This is a genomic window from Pseudomonas sp. GW821-FHT09C08 (assembly GCF_059418125.1).
Window position 1 is genome coordinate 104,509 of the sequence record NZ_JBWKPG010000008.1, and the last position, 15,783, is coordinate 120,291.

Sequence of the window (15,783 nt, forward strand, 5' to 3'; positions counted from 1 at the left end):
GCTCCTTCAGCGGGTTTCGTTGAAGAGTTCGCGACCGATCAGCATCCGCCGAATCTCGCTGGTGCCGGCGCCGATTTCATACAGCTTGGCGTCACGCAGCAGGCGCCCGGCGGGGAATTCGTTGATATAGCCGTTGCCGCCCAGGATCTGGATCGCATCGAGGGCCATTTGCGTGGCGCGTTCGGCGCTGTAGAGGATCACCCCGGCGGCGTCCTTGCGCGTGGTTTCGCCGCGCTCGCAAGCCTGGGCCACCGCGTAGAGGTAGGCGCGGCTGGCGTTGAGTTGGGTGTACATGTCGGCGACCTTGCCCTGGATCAGCTGGAATTCGCCGATGCTCTGGCCGAACTGCTTGCGGTCGTGGATGTACGGCACGATCAGGTCCATGCACGCCTGCATGATCCCGGTGGGGCCGCCGGAAAGCACCACGCGTTCGTAGTCGAGGCCGCTCATCAGCACTTTCACGCCGCCATTGAGCACGCCGAGAATGTTCTCCTCGGGCACTTCCACGTCATCGAAAAACAGCTCGCAGGTGTTGGAGCCGCGCATGCCCAGCTTGTCGAACTTGGTGCTGCGGCTGAAACCTTTCCAGTCGCGCTCGACGATAAATGCGGTGATGCCGTGGGGGCCTTTTTCCAGGTCGGTCTTGGCGTAGATCACATACGTGCTGGCATCGGGGCCGTTGGTGATCCAGGTCTTGCTGCCGTTGAGCACGTAGCGGTCGCCGCGTTTGTCGGCGCGCAGTTTCATCGAGACCACGTCGGAGCCGGCGTTCGGTTCGCTCATGGCCAGCGCACCGACGTGTTCGCCACTGATCAGCTTTGGCAGGTACTTGAGCTTCTGCGCGTGGTTGCCGTTGCGGTTGATCTGGTTCACACACAGGTTGGAGTGAGCGCCGTAGGACAACGCCACCGACGCCGAGCCGCGGCTGATCTCTTCCATGGCGACCACGTGGGCCAGGTAACCCAGGCCGGCGCCGCCGTATTCTTCCGGCACGGTAATGCCGAGCAGGCCCATGTCACCGAACTTGCGCCACAGGTCGGCGGGGAATAGGTTGTCGATGTCGATCTGTGCCGCGCGCGGGGCGATTTCCTTGGCCACGAAGGACTGCACCTGGTCGCGCAGCATGTCGATGGTTTCACCGAGGGCGAAGTTCAGGGACGGGTAACTCATGGACAGGCACCTTAATGTGAGCTTTGTTGTTGTGTGGATGGCGCACCAGGGAAGGGCGCTCACCTTTACGTTAACGTAAGCTTGCGTTAAGGCGCTGTCAATCGTAGTTTACGTTTACGTCAACCTACAAAAAAGACAACAGGGGTCGTTATGGATCAACCGAACCAGAGCTACAGCCGTGGCACGCAGGACAAGGCCTTGCTGGCCATGACCATTGGCCAGGCCTTCGATCACACCGTCGCGCGATACCCCGATGGCGAAGCGTTGATTGTCCGCCACCAGCAGCGCCGCTACACCTGGCGGCAACTGGCCGAGGCGGTGGATCTGCATGCGCGTGCGTTCCTCGCCCTGGGCATGCAGACCGGTGATCGCCTGGGCATCTGGGCCCCCAACTGCGCCGAGTGGTGCATCAGCCAGATCGCCAGCGCCAAGCTCGGGGTGATCCTGGTGAATATCAACCCGGCCTATCGCAGCAGTGAGTTGGAGTACGTGCTCAAGCAGTCCGGCTGCCAGTGGCTGGTGTGTGCCGGGTCGTTCAAGACTTCCGATTACCATGCCATGTTGCAGGAATTGAAGCCCGACCTGCGCGGGCTTATCAGCCTCGACCCCAGCCCGCCGCCGGGATTCCTGCCCTGGGCGCAGTTGGCGGCACTCGGCGCCGGCATCCCGCCCGAACACTTGCGTACTCGCCAGGCCAGCCTGCACTTCGATCAAGCCGTCAACATCCAGTACACCTCCGGCACCACGGGCTTCCCCAAGGGGGCCACCCTCAGTCACCACAATATTCTCAATAACGGCTACATGGTCGGCGAAAGCCTGGGCCTGACCGCGCAAGATCGCCTGGTCATCCCGGTGCCGCTGTATCACTGCTTCGGCATGGTCATGGGCAACCTCGGTTGCATCACCCACGGCACCACCATGATCTACCCCAATGACGGCTTCGACCCATTGCTGACCTTGAGCGCCGTCGCTGAAGAGCGCGCCACCGGTCTGTATGGCGTACCGACGATGTTCATCGCGATGCTCGATGACCCACGCCGCGGCGAGTTCGACCTGGCGACCTTGCGCACCGGCATCATGGCCGGCGCCACGTGCCCCATCGAGGTGATGCGCCGGGTCATCAGCGAGCTGCACATGGGCGAGGTGCAGATTGCCTACGGCATGACCGAAACCAGCCCGGTGTCGCTGCAAACCGGCGCGGAGGATGACCTGGAGCGCCGCGTGACCACCGTCGGCCGAACCCAGCCGCAGCTGGAAAGCAAGATCATCGATACCGATGGCAATACGGTTGCACGCGGTGAAATCGGCGAGTTGTGCACCCGTGGCTACAGCGTGATGCTCGGTTATTGGAACAACCCCGACGCCACCCGCGAGGCAATCGACGACGCCGGCTGGATGCACACCGGCGACCTGGCGAGCATGGAGGAACACGGCTATGTGAGCATTGCCGGACGCAACAAGGACATGATCATTCGCGGTGGGGAAAACGTCTATCCGCGCGAGCTGGAGGAGTTCTTCTTCACCCATCCGGCGGTGGCCGATGTGCAGATCATCGGTATTCCGGATGCGCGTTACGGCGAGGAGATCGTCGCCTGGGTCAAGTTCCATCCGGGGCATGTGGCCAATGCGCTGGAACTGCAGACCTGGTGCAAGGGGCGCATCGCACACTTCAAGACGCCCCGGCACTTCAAGTTCGTGGATGAGTTTCCGATGACGGTGACCGGCAAGATCCAGAAATTTCGCATGCGCGAGATCAGCATCGAGGAGCTGAACATCCGCCGCTGATGCGGGGTGCATGCCTACCGCGTCCCGCGCGCGGGTGTTGCCTAGAGTGGCGCAATATTTCGCCACTCGAAGGCTACACGCATGACAGACAGCATCACTGACCCACCCGCCGACAGGGTGTCGGACCTGCAAAGTCCGCACCTGAGTGTCATCAAGGACAATACTCCCGACTGGTACACCGAGGCGCAGGGCAGCCGCAAAGCTGAACTGGCGTCATTGGACCTGCGCATTCCCGACTGGTACAAAAAGGCCCCGCAGGCTGACAGGGACCGCCTGGGCAAGGTGCACAAGCGCAGCCGGGCGTCGTTGAACCAACTGGATCAGCTGCTCGGTGAGCTGAAGCCACCGGCAGAGTATGCCGAGCCCCTTTTGGCGGCCGCGATCGAACAAAAGTTCGGGAAACGGCTGGACCCCAGGAAGGTGTTCTATGCGCGCAAACTGGAACAAACCAGCTGCGACGCACAGCTCACTGAGGTCTCGACCACACGCGTCAGCGAATTGGGCCCGCAGTTTTATTCTTATAAAGGTGTCAGCCTGTTGGAAGCGGCGCTGAACAACTTTGCTCCGGACCAGGCGAATGAGCCGGTGTGCGCGGACTGTCACTTGATCACCGGGTACGATTTTCACCGGTATTCAAGCGCGCTGGTGCACACCTCAGCCAATGTCAAGTCGCTCAAGCTCGACATCAAGGCCCACGCGTTCGCCCAACTGTGCAGGGACTTGGATCTGGGGCGTTCCTACTACGAATACCTGCGAGCCGCCATCAACCGCCATAGTGCGCCGGCAACCCAGCACCAGCCGGCGGGCAAGTTATACAGCAGCCTGATCATCAGCCATCGAAACCAATTGGAACTGGCGGCAGAAATCGCGGTGATGAAGGGCGATATCCAGCCTGCGCAACACCAGTTGATCTGCAGCCTGCTGCTTAATCAGTCCACCGGTAAATGGTCAGAAAAGACGGTCAGGTTTTCGCCGTTGCGGCTGTGCAATCTTTATATCGAGAACATCCTGGTCATCGGGCCGGTTGAGTGGCGGGAAAACACAAGGAATGCCCAACTCCTGCCGCTGCCCTGCATGGTGTATATCCCTGGCGATCCGCTTCATCCACTCAAGCGCTATGACCACATAGCAGCCTTTACCGACCATTTGACGACACGTCTGTGCCGGGCTGAATACCGCAAATTCTTCAGCCAGTTTGTGCCGCTCGCCCATCAGGACGGTTTTTTTACCCGGCTCAAGGCCTTGCTCGACCCCGGCGCGGCGCATGCCGTGGATGAAGATTTTGCCGCCGCCAATAAAAGTCGCATCACCGACCAGGGGACGTATGCCGCCTCATGGCGGGATGTCTGGATGGACTGCGCGATGCAGCGTATCCGGCTGATCATGAACAACGCCAGTGCCGCCGTGGCCTCCACCCAATCGGTGACCGATCGAGCGTATAACGCCTGGCTCTGGTCGTGGGGCAGCACGGCGCTGGATATTCTCAATCTGGCGTCCTTCGTGGTGCCCTTCCTGGGGGAGGCCATGCTGGTCGTCGCGGCCGTGCAGATGGTCTATGAGATAGGCGAAGGCGTTGAAGCGTGGTCCGACGGCGACACCCGCACGGCCTGGGCGCACTTTTCGGCGGTGGGTCTGGATCTGGCCGGGCTGGCGGTGCCCCATGTGCTGATGGCTGCCAAAGACACGGCATTTATCAAGCGCCTGGTACGGGTGGAACTCGGCGGGCGCACGCGTTTGCACAGTGTCAATCCGAGCCAATACCTGCACCGGATCGCCTTGCCCAAAGGGCTGCGGCCAAACGCGCAGGGGCTATATGCCCATGAGGGAAGCCTCTATCTGCCGGCAACTGACGGTGGCCACTACCAGGTCGTTACCGGCTCGGAGGGGCAATCCAGGCTTCTGCATCCCGATGGCGATTCACGTTATGCACCGCGCATCCACCATAACGGCACGGGCGCCTGGGTCCATGAGTTCGAACAACCCCTGACGTGGGGCCGCAAGACCTTGCTGCGGCGCATTGGCCATACGGTCGATCACCTGAGCGATAGCCAGCTCGAGCAGGCGCGGCTATTCAGCGGGGTGTCGGATGACGAGTTGCGCCAGGTGTTCGTCGAGCGCCGGGCGCCGCCGCCGCTCTTCAGGGACATGCTGCGGCGATTTGAGTGCGACGCCAGGCATCAGGCGTTTATCGACCGGTTGAGCAGCTCCGACCCCAACGTGTTCAGCCGCGTCAACTGGTACATGCAAGTGAAGTTGTTGATCGATAATGGCATGTGGCCTAAATCGCGGGTGCTGCTGGCCTTTGATTCCGAGGGAGATCTGACGTGGCTTTCAGCCAAAGTGAGAAACCCACGGGAGGTGGTCAAGTTGCAGCCTAAACATCTCGACAGTGGGGCCTTGTTTCCCGCCATGCTCGAACAAATGACTGAAACTGAAATACGCGAGTTGTTGGACGAGGACGAGGTCGAGCGCGAGATACTCGCGGAGCAGGTGATGCTGGGCATCATTACGCCCGGTGAGCGTTCGGTTGACGGTAAACCGACATTCACCGAAGAACGCATGGCGCAACTGATGCGCGCAGAACGCGCACCTGCGGTCAGGGCGGCACGGTACCGGGATCGGTTGCTGACAGCGGCTAAAAACACCCGGGCTGAGCTGTTCAATCTGGAGATGTCAGCCGGTGATATCTCCAGTGATGTCCATGTCCAGTGGCTGCAGCGCAGCTTTCCCAGCCTGCCTAAATTGGCTGCCGAAGAGATAGTCGCCCATGCCAGGCCCGATGAGTTGGCACGCTGCATCGAACCCACATCACGCTTGCCGTTGCGGTTGGCCGAAGAGGCACGCCGCTACGCACAGAAGGCGCGCGTCATGCGCGCACAGGCTGATCTTCTGTTCGACAACGCGCTCACAATGGACGGCGTACACCTGGCGCTGCACAAGCTGGCCGCCATCCCGGGGCAGTTGGATGGGGTGTGTATTGAGCTGCGTGCCGATACGTATGAAGGGGCTGTGCTGGACCGGGTCGGCGATACGACCGCCCCCAGGCAGCTTCGTCTGATCCGCAGCGACATGAAGGAGTGGATGCTATACAGCGTGCCGCAACAAAGACTTTATTGGCGCTATGACAAGGACGCCTTTTTCAGCGCGCTGTGGCTTGCCAGCGGCGGTCGGTTCACCCGCTGGCCAGCGTTGCAATCGTCCACCAAGGCCTTGAAAGCGCAACTGGCGCACTTGCCGCTGGACGAGCAGGCAAGCCGGCGTGCGCTGGGCCTGCAACCGATCAGGCCCGGCTTCAAATCCCCGATGCGTCTGGCGGATGGGCGCATCGGTTATCCGTTGAGTCCGGTGGGCGGCGTTGCACAGCGTCCGTTTGATTGCACGATGAAAGCCATGCTGCTGTACTCCAAGTCCCTGGAGGAGGTCGAGAGCCTGCTCGGGCTTCAAGGTGCCTCGGATGCCGTGCTGTTGGCGAGGCTGGTGCACCTGGAAACCGAGTTTTCCGACCTGAATAAAGCGCTGGTCAACTGGCAGGAGGAGGACTCCGGCTATGCGAGTGCCAGGCGCAGAGTGTCGACGACGATCAAATATGCCTGGCAGCGGATTGCGTTCCAGCAATGGCTGGTAGATGGAGTACTCATCGGCCCCGGCCTCGATCTGTCCACTGAAGCGGTGGGTGAACTGCCTGCGATTACCGCCAATATGGATCATGTGGGCAATTTGAAGTTATGTGGAATGGGGCTTTCAGACGAATCGTTGCCTTTTTTGCAGGCGTTTGGTGGCTTGCGCTGGCTGGACATGAGCGAAAATAATTTAACCCAACTGCCGGTGTTTCGAGACGGCGGGGCAGGGCTTACCGCACTCAACTTGCGCAGCAATGATATCCGGCTGAACGGGCCGAGCCGATTGCGCCTGGAGAGCCTGCAGCAGTTGAAGAGTTTGAACCTTGGATACAATCGACATTTGGGTTGGTCTGCCAATCTGAGCCGCCTGCGCCAGTTGAACGAGCTGCGTCTGCCGTATACCGGCACCACCCGGTTCCCCGTCGGCGCCGAGCGTTTGCCCGCCCTGACCTTGATCGATCTGCATTCAAACCAGATCACCACGTTGCCTGAATACGCTTATGAGCACCGCGAGCGCATCAATGTGCACGAAAACCCCTTGTCGGCGGCCACCCTTGCGCGCCTTGAAATGGGCGAAGAATGGGGCGATCACATCACCTCGCAGGAAGCGCGCGACCGTTGGTTGGAGGAAGTCCCGCCCGCCGAGTTGGCGCGGTACGGCGCGATCTGGGATGAGCTGTCGGGCTGCACTGGTTCGACAGATTTTTTTACCGTCTTGGCGGACACCACCCGCAGTGCCGAGTACGCCAGTCAAGCTGCCCGACCCGAAATTACCCAGAGGGTCTGGGACATGCTTGAGGCTGCGAGTGAAACCGAGAGTATCCGGCAGTCGTTATTCTCGATCGCCGACGGTCGCATCACCTGTGGCGACGGCAGTTCGGTTGAATTCATGAACCTGGAAAGCGAGCTGATGGCGGCCAGGGCGCTGGAGTTGGTGCAAACGCAGAATGCGGAGGGCGCGCTGATATCCACTGCCCGCAAACTGTTCCGTCTACACCTGGTGGACGCCATTGCGCAACGGGATGTCGTGGCCAGGGGGCCGGGGTTCACTGAGCAGGTCGAAGTGATCCTGGCTTATCGCATCGGTCTTGCAGACAGGCTGGGGTTACCGGTCAAGTCCCGTGAGATGTTGTTCCCCCACCAGGCCAATGTCAGCGCCGCGGCGATTGATGAAGCTTATGCAACCGTGCTCAGGGAGGAGCGGGATGCCACTAAGCAGGAGGTGTTTTTTGTGGGTTGCCCGTTTTGGGAAAGGCACCTTCAAACCCATTACTCGCAAGCGTTCAACGCATTGATAGCGCCAGAACTGGAGCTGCTCGAGAAGAAAAGCACTGCGTTGGATGAACTGTCGGATCTGCAACGCGAGCAAGACAGTGCAGCAGATCAGGCGACGCAAGACGTGTGGCAGGCAAGCTATGACGCGGCGGCCGACCGGCTGGCGGGTCTGTTGGGCAAGCGCCGGGATGAAATTCTGGTATCGGGCTCGATGCAAAGTGCTTTTTACTTGAGAGAACACGAGCAGGTGAGTGCCGCACGTCAGGCGCTGGAACAACGTGCCCGGCAAATCTTGACACGCAAGGTGCTTGATAACGCCGCAGACGAGGAGGGGACATTGCCCTGAGTAGTGGTCGTGCAGAAAGCACAAAGGGGACCCGAGGGTCCCCTTTAATTTGTCGTTGCGTGCTCTTTTTTTATTATTGAGGGGCGGTCTATTGTTGTTTTTGGCAACCGTTACCCTTTACCGCTGTTTTTGGCGACCCCCATCCGGGGTCAAGAGCAAACGTATTTTTTTGAGCGCTGATCTGCTTCTTCGTTATCGATCCAACCAGTGGGTAGCTACCTGAGGTAGTTTTATTTTTCTCTAACCGGTTGCGGGTTGCGGCACGCCGTACCCTGCGAAGCACATCTTCTCCAAAAAAATCTGTTAGCTGCGTCTCTGCCGTGTTGTTTTTGTTATGTCAGAGTCGTTTCGTCTTATTTTTATTAGGTTTGGCGCTTTTTATTCTTGTTATGCCATAGAGATAGCAGAAGCCGTGCCAACTTTACAAAGCCCTTTAAAATCAATGATTTAAATTTTGTGTGGGCAACGGCCTACGGCAAATGCGACAAAATATGTTCCCGTGTTACTCGATGTGTAGCTGTGCGGTAACACATTGTCACGCCCGCGCTACTCAACTGGCGTTACGTGCCTTGGCCACCCGCGAGCCGGTAGGTCGGCCCAACACTTGGCTGATGTGCTGGCCCGCGCCCATCAATGCGTCCAGATCGATACCGGTGTCGATGCCCAGGCCATTGAGCAGGTAGAGCACGTCTTCGGTGGCGACGTTACCGCTGGCGCCCTTGGCGTAGGGGCAGCCGCCGAGGCCCGCGATAGAGCTGTCGAACACATTGATACCTTCGAGCAGGCTGGCGTAGATATTGGCGATGGCCTGGCCATAGGTGTCATGGAAGTGGCCGGCCAACTTATCGCGTGGTACCTGCGCGCCCACCACGTCGAACAACCTGCGAGTGGCGCCTGCCGTGCCGGTGCCGATGGTGTCGCCCAGGGACACTTCATAGCAGCCCATCGCATACAGTTCGCGCGCGACCGCAGCCACTTGCTCCGGCGCGATCTCGCCCTCGTATGGGCAGCCCAGCACACAGGACACATAGCCACGCACGCTGATGCCGTGCTGCCTGGCCTGGGCCATCAGCGGCGCAAAGCGCTCCAGGCTTTCACTGATGGAACAGTTGATGTTGCGCTGGGAAAACGCCTCGGACGCCGCGGCAAACACTGCGACTTCCTTCACCCCGGCTGCCAGCGCATCTTCAAAGCCGCGCAGGTTTGGCGCCAGTGCGCCGTAGGTCACGCCGGGCTTGCGCTGGATCTGCGCGAACACCTCGGCAGAGCCGGCCATCTGCGGCACCCACTTGGGCGAGACAAAGCTGCCGACTTCGATATAGCTCAAGCCCGCCGCGCTGAGGGCATCCACCAGGTGAACCTTGTCGGCCACGCTGATGGGCTGGGCTTCGTTCTGCAAACCGTCGCGCGGGCCGACTTCCACCAGGCGTACGTGTGAGGGGAGGGGCATGGCAGCTACCTTCTGGTTAATGACCGGCCTGGTTCATGGTCTGGGCGAGGGCCTGGGTGCAGCGCTCTTCGGCGGTGTCCAGTTCCAGTTTCATCTGTTCGATATCCAGCAACTGTTGCTCCAGTTGCTCACGGCGCTCGGCGATCTTCGCGAGCATGCTGTTGAGCTGGATATGGTTGCCGCTGGTGGGGTCGTAGAGTTCGATCAACTCGCGACACTCGGCCAGGGAAAAACCAATGCGCTTGCCGCGCAGGATCAGCTTCAGGCTGACCTTGTCACGCGCCGAGTAGATGCGCTCCTGGCCCCGGCGTTCCGGGGCCAGCAGGCCTTGTTCTTCATAGAAGCGAATGGCGCGGGTCGTGATGTCGAGCTCGCGGGCGAGGTCGGAGATGCTGTAGGTGGTGCTCATGGGGGCGCTCAAGAAGGTCTTGGCGCTAAGCTAATGTCAGGTTGACGTTTACGTCAAGGCGGATTGCTCAGGGGCTGCTTCGCCGCCCGACGCAGGGCAAGCCTGCTCGCCACGGCAAGTCCGCTCACCCGGGGTCAAGCCTGCTTGCCATCGAGCTTCTTCTCATGCGCGGTCACCTGCTGGCACAGCTCGATCATCTGCTCGCGCATCCAGCGATTGGCCGGGTCCTGGTCGGTGCTTTCGTGCCAGTACAGGTGGGTTTCCACCGGCGGCACATCGTTGACCGGCAGGTTGAACCAGTGCAGTTCATGGCGACGGGCGAAACGCTCCGGCACGGTCATGACCATGTCGGTCTGCTGCAGCACCTGCGAGGCCATCAGGTAATGCTGGGAGCGCAGGGCAATCTTGCGCTGGATGCCCATCTTGCCCAGGGCCAGGTCGACGTGGCCCAGGCCGTTGCGGCGGCTGGAGATATGAATGTGGGTCAGCGACAGGTAGTCATCCAGGGTGAATTTGTCCTTGCCCGCCATCGGGTGGCCCTTGCGCATGGCACACACGTAGCGGTCTTCCATCAACTTGACGTGGCGCACTTGCGGGTCGGTATTGAGCGGCGCATCCACGGCAAAATCCAGGCGCCCGGCCGCCAGTTCCTTGGTGGTCTCGCGGCGTTTGGACAGGAAGCTCTCGATCACCACGGTCGGCGCCAGGCGGCGCAGGCGCTGGAACAGCAGGGGCAGAATCACCGCCTCGGTGAGGTCGGTCATGCTGATGCGATAGGTCTTGGCCGCCTGCTGCGGGTTGAAGATGCGGCTCTCCTGCACCGACACCCGCAGCAACGACAGCGCATTGCGCACCGGGCCGACGATGTTCTGCGCCATCGGCGTAGGCACCATGCCTTGTGCGGTGCGCACGAACAGCGGGTCGTTGAAGGTTTCCCGAAGACGCGCCAGGGCGTTGGACACCGCCGGCTGGGTAATGCCGACAATCTGCCCGGCACGGGTCAGGTTGGCTTCGGTGTAGATCGCGTCAAAGACGATAAACAGGTTGAGGTCGACCTTGCTCAGATTCATTTCGTTGCGCTCTTATTGTTAGGTGTCCATACGCCGATCATATATCGGTGATGAATGTTAATACACGCCGAGAATAGGCTAGGTAAATTATCAGCGCTGTTCTAGCATCGATTGCATGACCTAAACAACCTCTCAGAGAAGGGAGCTGCTCATGGATTTCGCCTATTCGCCCAAGGTTCAGGAACTGCGTGAACGCGTCACTGCGTTCATGGATGCTTACGTTTACCCGGCCGAGCCGGTGTTCGAACGCCAGGTCAGCGAAGGTGATCGCTGGCAGCCCACCGCCATCATGGAAGAGCTGAAAGCCAAGGCTAAGGCCGAAGGCCTGTGGAACCTGTTCCTGCCCGAATCCGAACTGGGCGCCGGCCTGACCAACCTTGAATACGCGCCGCTGGCCGAAATCATGGGCCGCTCGCTGCTGGGCCCGGAGCCGTTCAACTGCTCCGCCCCCGACACCGGCAACATGGAAGTGCTGGTGCGCTACGCCAATGAAGAACAGAAGCAACGCTGGCTCGAACCGCTGCTGCGCGGCGAGATTCGCTCGGCATTCGCCATGACCGAGCCGGATGTGGCCTCCTCGGACGCCACCAACATGGCCGCCCGCGCCGAGCGCCAGGGCGACGAGTGGGTGATCAACGGTAAAAAGTGGTGGACCTCCGGCGCCTGCGACCCGCGCTGCAAGATTCTGATCTTCATGGGCCTGAGCAACCCGGATGCGCCGCGCCACCAGCAACACTCGATGATCCTGGTGCCGGTGGACGCCCCCGGCGTGAAAATCGTCCGGCCGCTGCCGGTGTTCGGTTACGACGACGCCCCCCATGGCCATGCCGAAGTGCTGTTTGACAACGTGCGTGTGCCGTATGAAAACGTGCTGCTCGGTGAGGGCCGTGGTTTCGAGATTGCCCAGGGGCGCCTTGGCCCGGGCCGTATCCACCACTGCATGCGCTCAATCGGCATGGCCGAGCGCGCACTGGAACTGATGTGCAAGCGCTCCGTCAGCCGCACCGCGTTCGGCAAGCCGTTGGCGCGCCTGGGCGGCAATATCGACAAGATTGCCGACTCACGCATGGAAATCGACATGGCGCGCCTGCTGACCTTGAAGGCCGCCTACATGATGGACACCGTGGGCAATAAAGTGGCGAAAAGCGAAATCGCCCAGATCAAGGTGGTGGCCCCGAACGTCGCCTTGAAGGTGATCGACCGGGCGATCCAGATCCACGGCGGCGCTGGTGTGTCCAACGACTTCCCGCTGGCCTACATGTACGCCATGCAACGCACCCTGCGCCTGGCCGACGGCCCGGACGAAGTGCACCGCGCAGCGATCGGCAAGTTCGAGATCGGCAAATATGTGCCTAAAGAGTTGATGCGCAGCGGGCAGTAAAAAGTCCGCTCGAAACGCGCTCCATTGTGGTGAGCGGGCTTGCCCCGCGTTGGGGGGGCGAAGCCCCCCTGAAACCTGAGTACCCTATTTACCTGAAGGACCGCGGCGTTCTTGATCGGGCCTGCTGCGCAGCCCAACGCGGGGCAAGCCCGCTCACCACAAGGTGGTTACTGGGCGCTTGCTTGGCGCTTTTCAGTACACCCACACCTCCACCCGCCGATTCTTGATCCGTCCCTCGTCCGCCGTATTCGCCGCCACCGGCATCTGCGCGCCGAACCCACGGATATCGCGCAGTACCACGCCGCTCTTGACCAGCTCACGGCGCACCGCCATCGCGCGCAACTTCGACAGCAGCGCGGCGCGCTGCGGGTCGTTCTTGGCGTCGCCGAAACCCACCAGCGTCACTTGTTTATCCAGCTTTTCATGGCTTTTCAGGTACGTCACCACGCGCTGCAGATCCTGGCGCGCCTTGTTGTCGAGGCTTGCGCTGCCTTCCTCGAAACGAAAATTCACCGTCAGCCGCTGGGCCTCACGGGCGATGGCCTGATAATCCTCGGGCATCGATGGACGTGGCTGCACCGCGATCGCCTGCACCTGCTGTGCGATAAATCCGTTGGCCGCGACGATCGCCTGGCCCTTGCTGGTCTGGGTGAAGTCCACCAGCGCCTTGGCCCAGGGGTTGCGCCCGGACGGCGGCAGGTAAAAGAACAAGCGGCGCGACAGCGGGTAATCCTCGGTAGCGATCAGGCTATTGAGCGCCAGCATCGGTTGCGAATCGCCGTCGACAATCGCCACCGCCTTGGCCTGGCGCACGTAGGGCAGGCCGATGAAACCGATGCCTTGGGGATCCTGGCTGACCGCATCGGACAGCGCTTCGCTGGACTCGAAACGCTTGGCTGACGCGACGAGAGGCTTGCTGCGCCGATTCAGCACCAGTTCCTTGAACGTGTCGTAAGTGCCGGATTGATCATCGCGCGCGTACACGTGAATGGGCCCGCCGATGCCACCGAGGGCCTCCCAGGTGCTGGCTTCGCCATTGAAGATCTGCGCCAGTTGTTCGGTGTTCAACGTGTTCAGTGGGTTTTGCGGGTTGAGGATGATGGCCAGGCCGTCGATGGCGATCACCTGCTCGGCGCCGGGGCTTTTCAGGTCGCCCAGGGGTTCGAGGTCCACCAGCTCGCTGTCCTTGATCGGACGCGACGATGCTGCAAGGTCGGCGCCGGCTTTTTTCAGTGCGGCAAACCCGGTGCTGGAGCCGTGGGCCGCGACTTCGATGGTCACGGTCTTGCCCTGGCGCGTCTTGCCGATGACCCGCTGTTCATTGGCGCCATCGCCAGGCTCACTGTGCACGCCCTGCAAGCCTTGATGTTCCATCAAGCCCTTGACCAGCGCGGGGCCCAGCGCCGCACCGATGGTGTTGGAGCCCTGGATGCGCAAGGCGGGGCCTTGCTCGGGAACGGGGAGGGAAGCAGCGACAGCGAAGAGAGGAAAAAGGGTCAGCACTAACAGAACGCGCAGCATCATGCCGGCACCTTCTCAAGCCAAAGGGGGTGCGGCGAGATTAAGTCAGCAAGATTGCATTCATGTGACGAGCACGCGTAGGAGCCGGCAAGCCGGCTCCTACAGTGGAGCGTGTGGTCAGCTCAGTTCAAGCCAGATCGGCGCATGGTCCGACGGCTTTTCCAGCCCGCGCAATTCGTAATCCACCCCGGCATCCTTGACCCGTGGCACCAGGCCATTGGATGCGAGGATCACGTCGATGCGCAGCCCGCGCTTGGGCTCGTCTTCAAACCCGCGGCTGCGGTAGTCGAACCAGCTGAAACGGTCGGCCACGTCTGGGTTGAGATGGCGGAAGCTGTCCACCAGGCCCCAGTTCTTCAGGCGTGCCATCCACTCGCGCTCTTCCGGCAGGAAGCTGCACTTGCCGGTTTTCAGCCAGCGTTTGGCGTTGTCGGCGCCGATGCCGATGTCGCAATCTTCCGGGGAAATATTCACATCGCCCATCACCACCAGTGCCTGGTCATTGCTGAACTGGCTTTCCAGCAGTTGCTGCAAGTCTGCGTAGAAGCGCTGCTTGGCCGGGAACTTGGTGGGGTGGTCACGGCTTTCGCCCTGGGGGAAATAGCCGTTCATGATGGTGACCGGCTGGCCGTTCTCGTCGGCGAAGGTGCCCCAGATAAAGCGGCGCTGGGCGTCTTCTTCATCGCTGGCAAAACCTTTGTGCACGCTCAGGGCTTCTTTGCGCGACAGCAGCGCCACGCCGTAGTGACCTTTTTGCCCGTGGTAGTACACGTGATAGCCCAAGGCCTGCACTTCGGCGAGGGGGAACTGGTCGTCGTGGACCTTGGTTTCCTGCAGGCCGATCACGTCGGGCTGGTGTTTTTCAATCAGCGCCGCCAGCTGATGAGGGCGGGCGCGCAGCCCGTTGATATTGAAGGAGACGATTTTCATGGTCGGCAGTCCAGTCCTGGCAAAAGGGCGATGCTAGCGGACAAGTCGGACGGGGGCCAGCGTGGCGGTAGGACAGATGCACTGCTAATGTCTGGGAACGACTGGTGCTGCGTAGGTTCGTACCCATAAGAACGCCACCTTTTGAGTGGTGCCCAGGGAGATTGACTGTATGCCTGAAACCTCGACTGCCATTGCCGATATTCGCCTGCTCAACAGCGGCTATTCCCGCGAGGCCCGCTCCCTGCTGTACCAGGCCTATCGGCATGAGCCGACGTTCGCCTACATCTTTGAGGCCGAGCGCCCAGGCTATGAACAACGGGTCCGTGCCACCGTGCGCGAGCTGGTCAAGCAGCACTTTTTCCAGAAACTGCCGGCGATTGGCCTGTTCATCAACGACCGCCTGATCGGCATCGCGTTGATCGCCCCCCCGCAACGGCGCCTGGGGATCACCGAAAGCTGGGCCTGGCAGCTGCGCATGTGGTTGAGCACCGGTGTGCGCGGCACCCGTCGCTACCTCGAATACCATCAGGCGGTGTTGGCCTGCCTGCCCAGCGAATCGGTGCATGTGCTGCCGCTGCTGGGCATTCATCCGCAATTCCAGGGCAAGCATTACGGCGAGCAACTGCTGGAAGCCGTACACAATTGGTGCGCCGAAGACCCGCATTCGTCCGGTGTGGTGCTGGATACGGGGAATTCTCGCTATCTGGAGTTCTACAAGCGTCAGGGCTACGAGGAAATCGGCGAAGTCGCTATAGGACCTGTCCTTGAGCACGTTTTTTTCCACCCCAATCCGCAGGTGTTACATGCTGCAACGGCTTAAGACAGA

At 60.8% G+C, this 15,783-nt stretch carries 10 protein-coding genes; 4 read left to right on the plus strand and 6 right to left on the minus strand.

The window, feature by feature from the left end; all coding sequences use genetic code 11:
• Nucleotides 1-6: 6 nt before the first annotated feature.
• Nucleotides 7-1,170 (minus strand): isovaleryl-CoA dehydrogenase, encoded by a 1,164-nt coding sequence (locus tag AC07OJ_RS24705; protein ID WP_065901070.1) that lies wholly within the window; start codon nucleotides 1,168-1,170, stop codon nucleotides 7-9.
• 150 nt (nucleotides 1,171-1,320) lie between these two features.
• On the opposite strand from AC07OJ_RS24705, the gene AC07OJ_RS24710 reads away from it, so the two are divergent.
• On the plus strand, nucleotides 1,321-2,955 hold the full coding sequence (locus AC07OJ_RS24710; RefSeq protein ID WP_495095364.1) for an AMP-binding protein: 1,635 nt from the start codon (nucleotides 1,321-1,323) through the stop codon (nucleotides 2,953-2,955).
• Between the two features lie 81 nt (nucleotides 2,956-3,036).
• Entirely contained in the window at nucleotides 3,037-8,196 is a 5,160-nt protein-coding gene (locus AC07OJ_RS24715) for an NEL-type E3 ubiquitin ligase domain-containing protein (RefSeq protein WP_495095365.1), read from the plus strand.
• Nucleotides 8,197-8,746: 550 nt separating this feature from the next.
• Here AC07OJ_RS24715 and AC07OJ_RS24720 read toward each other — a convergent pair.
• The 3 genes from AC07OJ_RS24720 to AC07OJ_RS24730 all read right to left on the minus strand — a co-directional run bounded on the left by AC07OJ_RS24720 (nucleotide 8,747) and on the right by AC07OJ_RS24730 (nucleotide 11,125).
• A complete protein-coding gene (locus tag AC07OJ_RS24720) occupies nucleotides 8,747-9,646 on the minus strand; it encodes a hydroxymethylglutaryl-CoA lyase (RefSeq protein WP_495095366.1) in 900 nt (299 codons plus the stop codon).
• A 16-nt stretch (nucleotides 9,647-9,662) separates the two neighbouring features.
• Nucleotides 9,663-10,055, minus strand: coding sequence for a MerR family transcriptional regulator (locus AC07OJ_RS24725; RefSeq protein WP_106803382.1), 393 nt, complete (start codon nucleotides 10,053-10,055; stop codon nucleotides 9,663-9,665).
• Nucleotides 10,056-10,189: 134 nt separating this feature from the next.
• Nucleotides 10,190-11,125, minus strand: a complete 936-nt coding sequence (locus tag AC07OJ_RS24730; protein WP_495095367.1) for a LysR family transcriptional regulator — start codon at nucleotides 11,123-11,125, stop codon at nucleotides 10,190-10,192.
• Between the two features lie 151 nt (nucleotides 11,126-11,276).
• Here AC07OJ_RS24730 and AC07OJ_RS24735 point away from each other — a divergent pair, with 151 nt between their 5' ends.
• Nucleotides 11,277-12,506 carry an acyl-CoA dehydrogenase gene (locus tag AC07OJ_RS24735; protein ID WP_029298342.1) on the plus strand — a complete coding sequence of 410 codons (1,230 nt, stop codon included), beginning with the start codon at nucleotides 11,277-11,279 and terminating at the stop codon, nucleotides 12,504-12,506.
• 192 nt (nucleotides 12,507-12,698) lie between these two features.
• Here the strand turns inward: AC07OJ_RS24735 and AC07OJ_RS24740 are convergent, their stop codons facing one another.
• Entirely contained in the window at nucleotides 12,699-14,030 is a 1,332-nt protein-coding gene (locus AC07OJ_RS24740) for a substrate-binding domain-containing protein (protein WP_495095368.1), read from the minus strand.
• Nucleotides 14,031-14,144: 114 nt separating this feature from the next.
• A complete protein-coding gene (gene xthA / locus AC07OJ_RS24745; RefSeq protein ID WP_065901056.1) occupies nucleotides 14,145-14,957 on the minus strand; it encodes an exodeoxyribonuclease III in 813 nt (270 codons plus the stop codon).
• Between the two features lie 169 nt (nucleotides 14,958-15,126).
• On the opposite strand from xthA, the gene AC07OJ_RS24750 reads away from it, so the two are divergent.
• Nucleotides 15,127-15,777: a GNAT family N-acetyltransferase gene (locus AC07OJ_RS24750; protein ID WP_065901053.1), complete on the plus strand. Its 651-nt coding sequence runs from the start codon at nucleotides 15,127-15,129 to the stop codon at nucleotides 15,775-15,777.
• The last annotated feature ends 6 nt before the right edge of the window (nucleotides 15,778-15,783 follow it).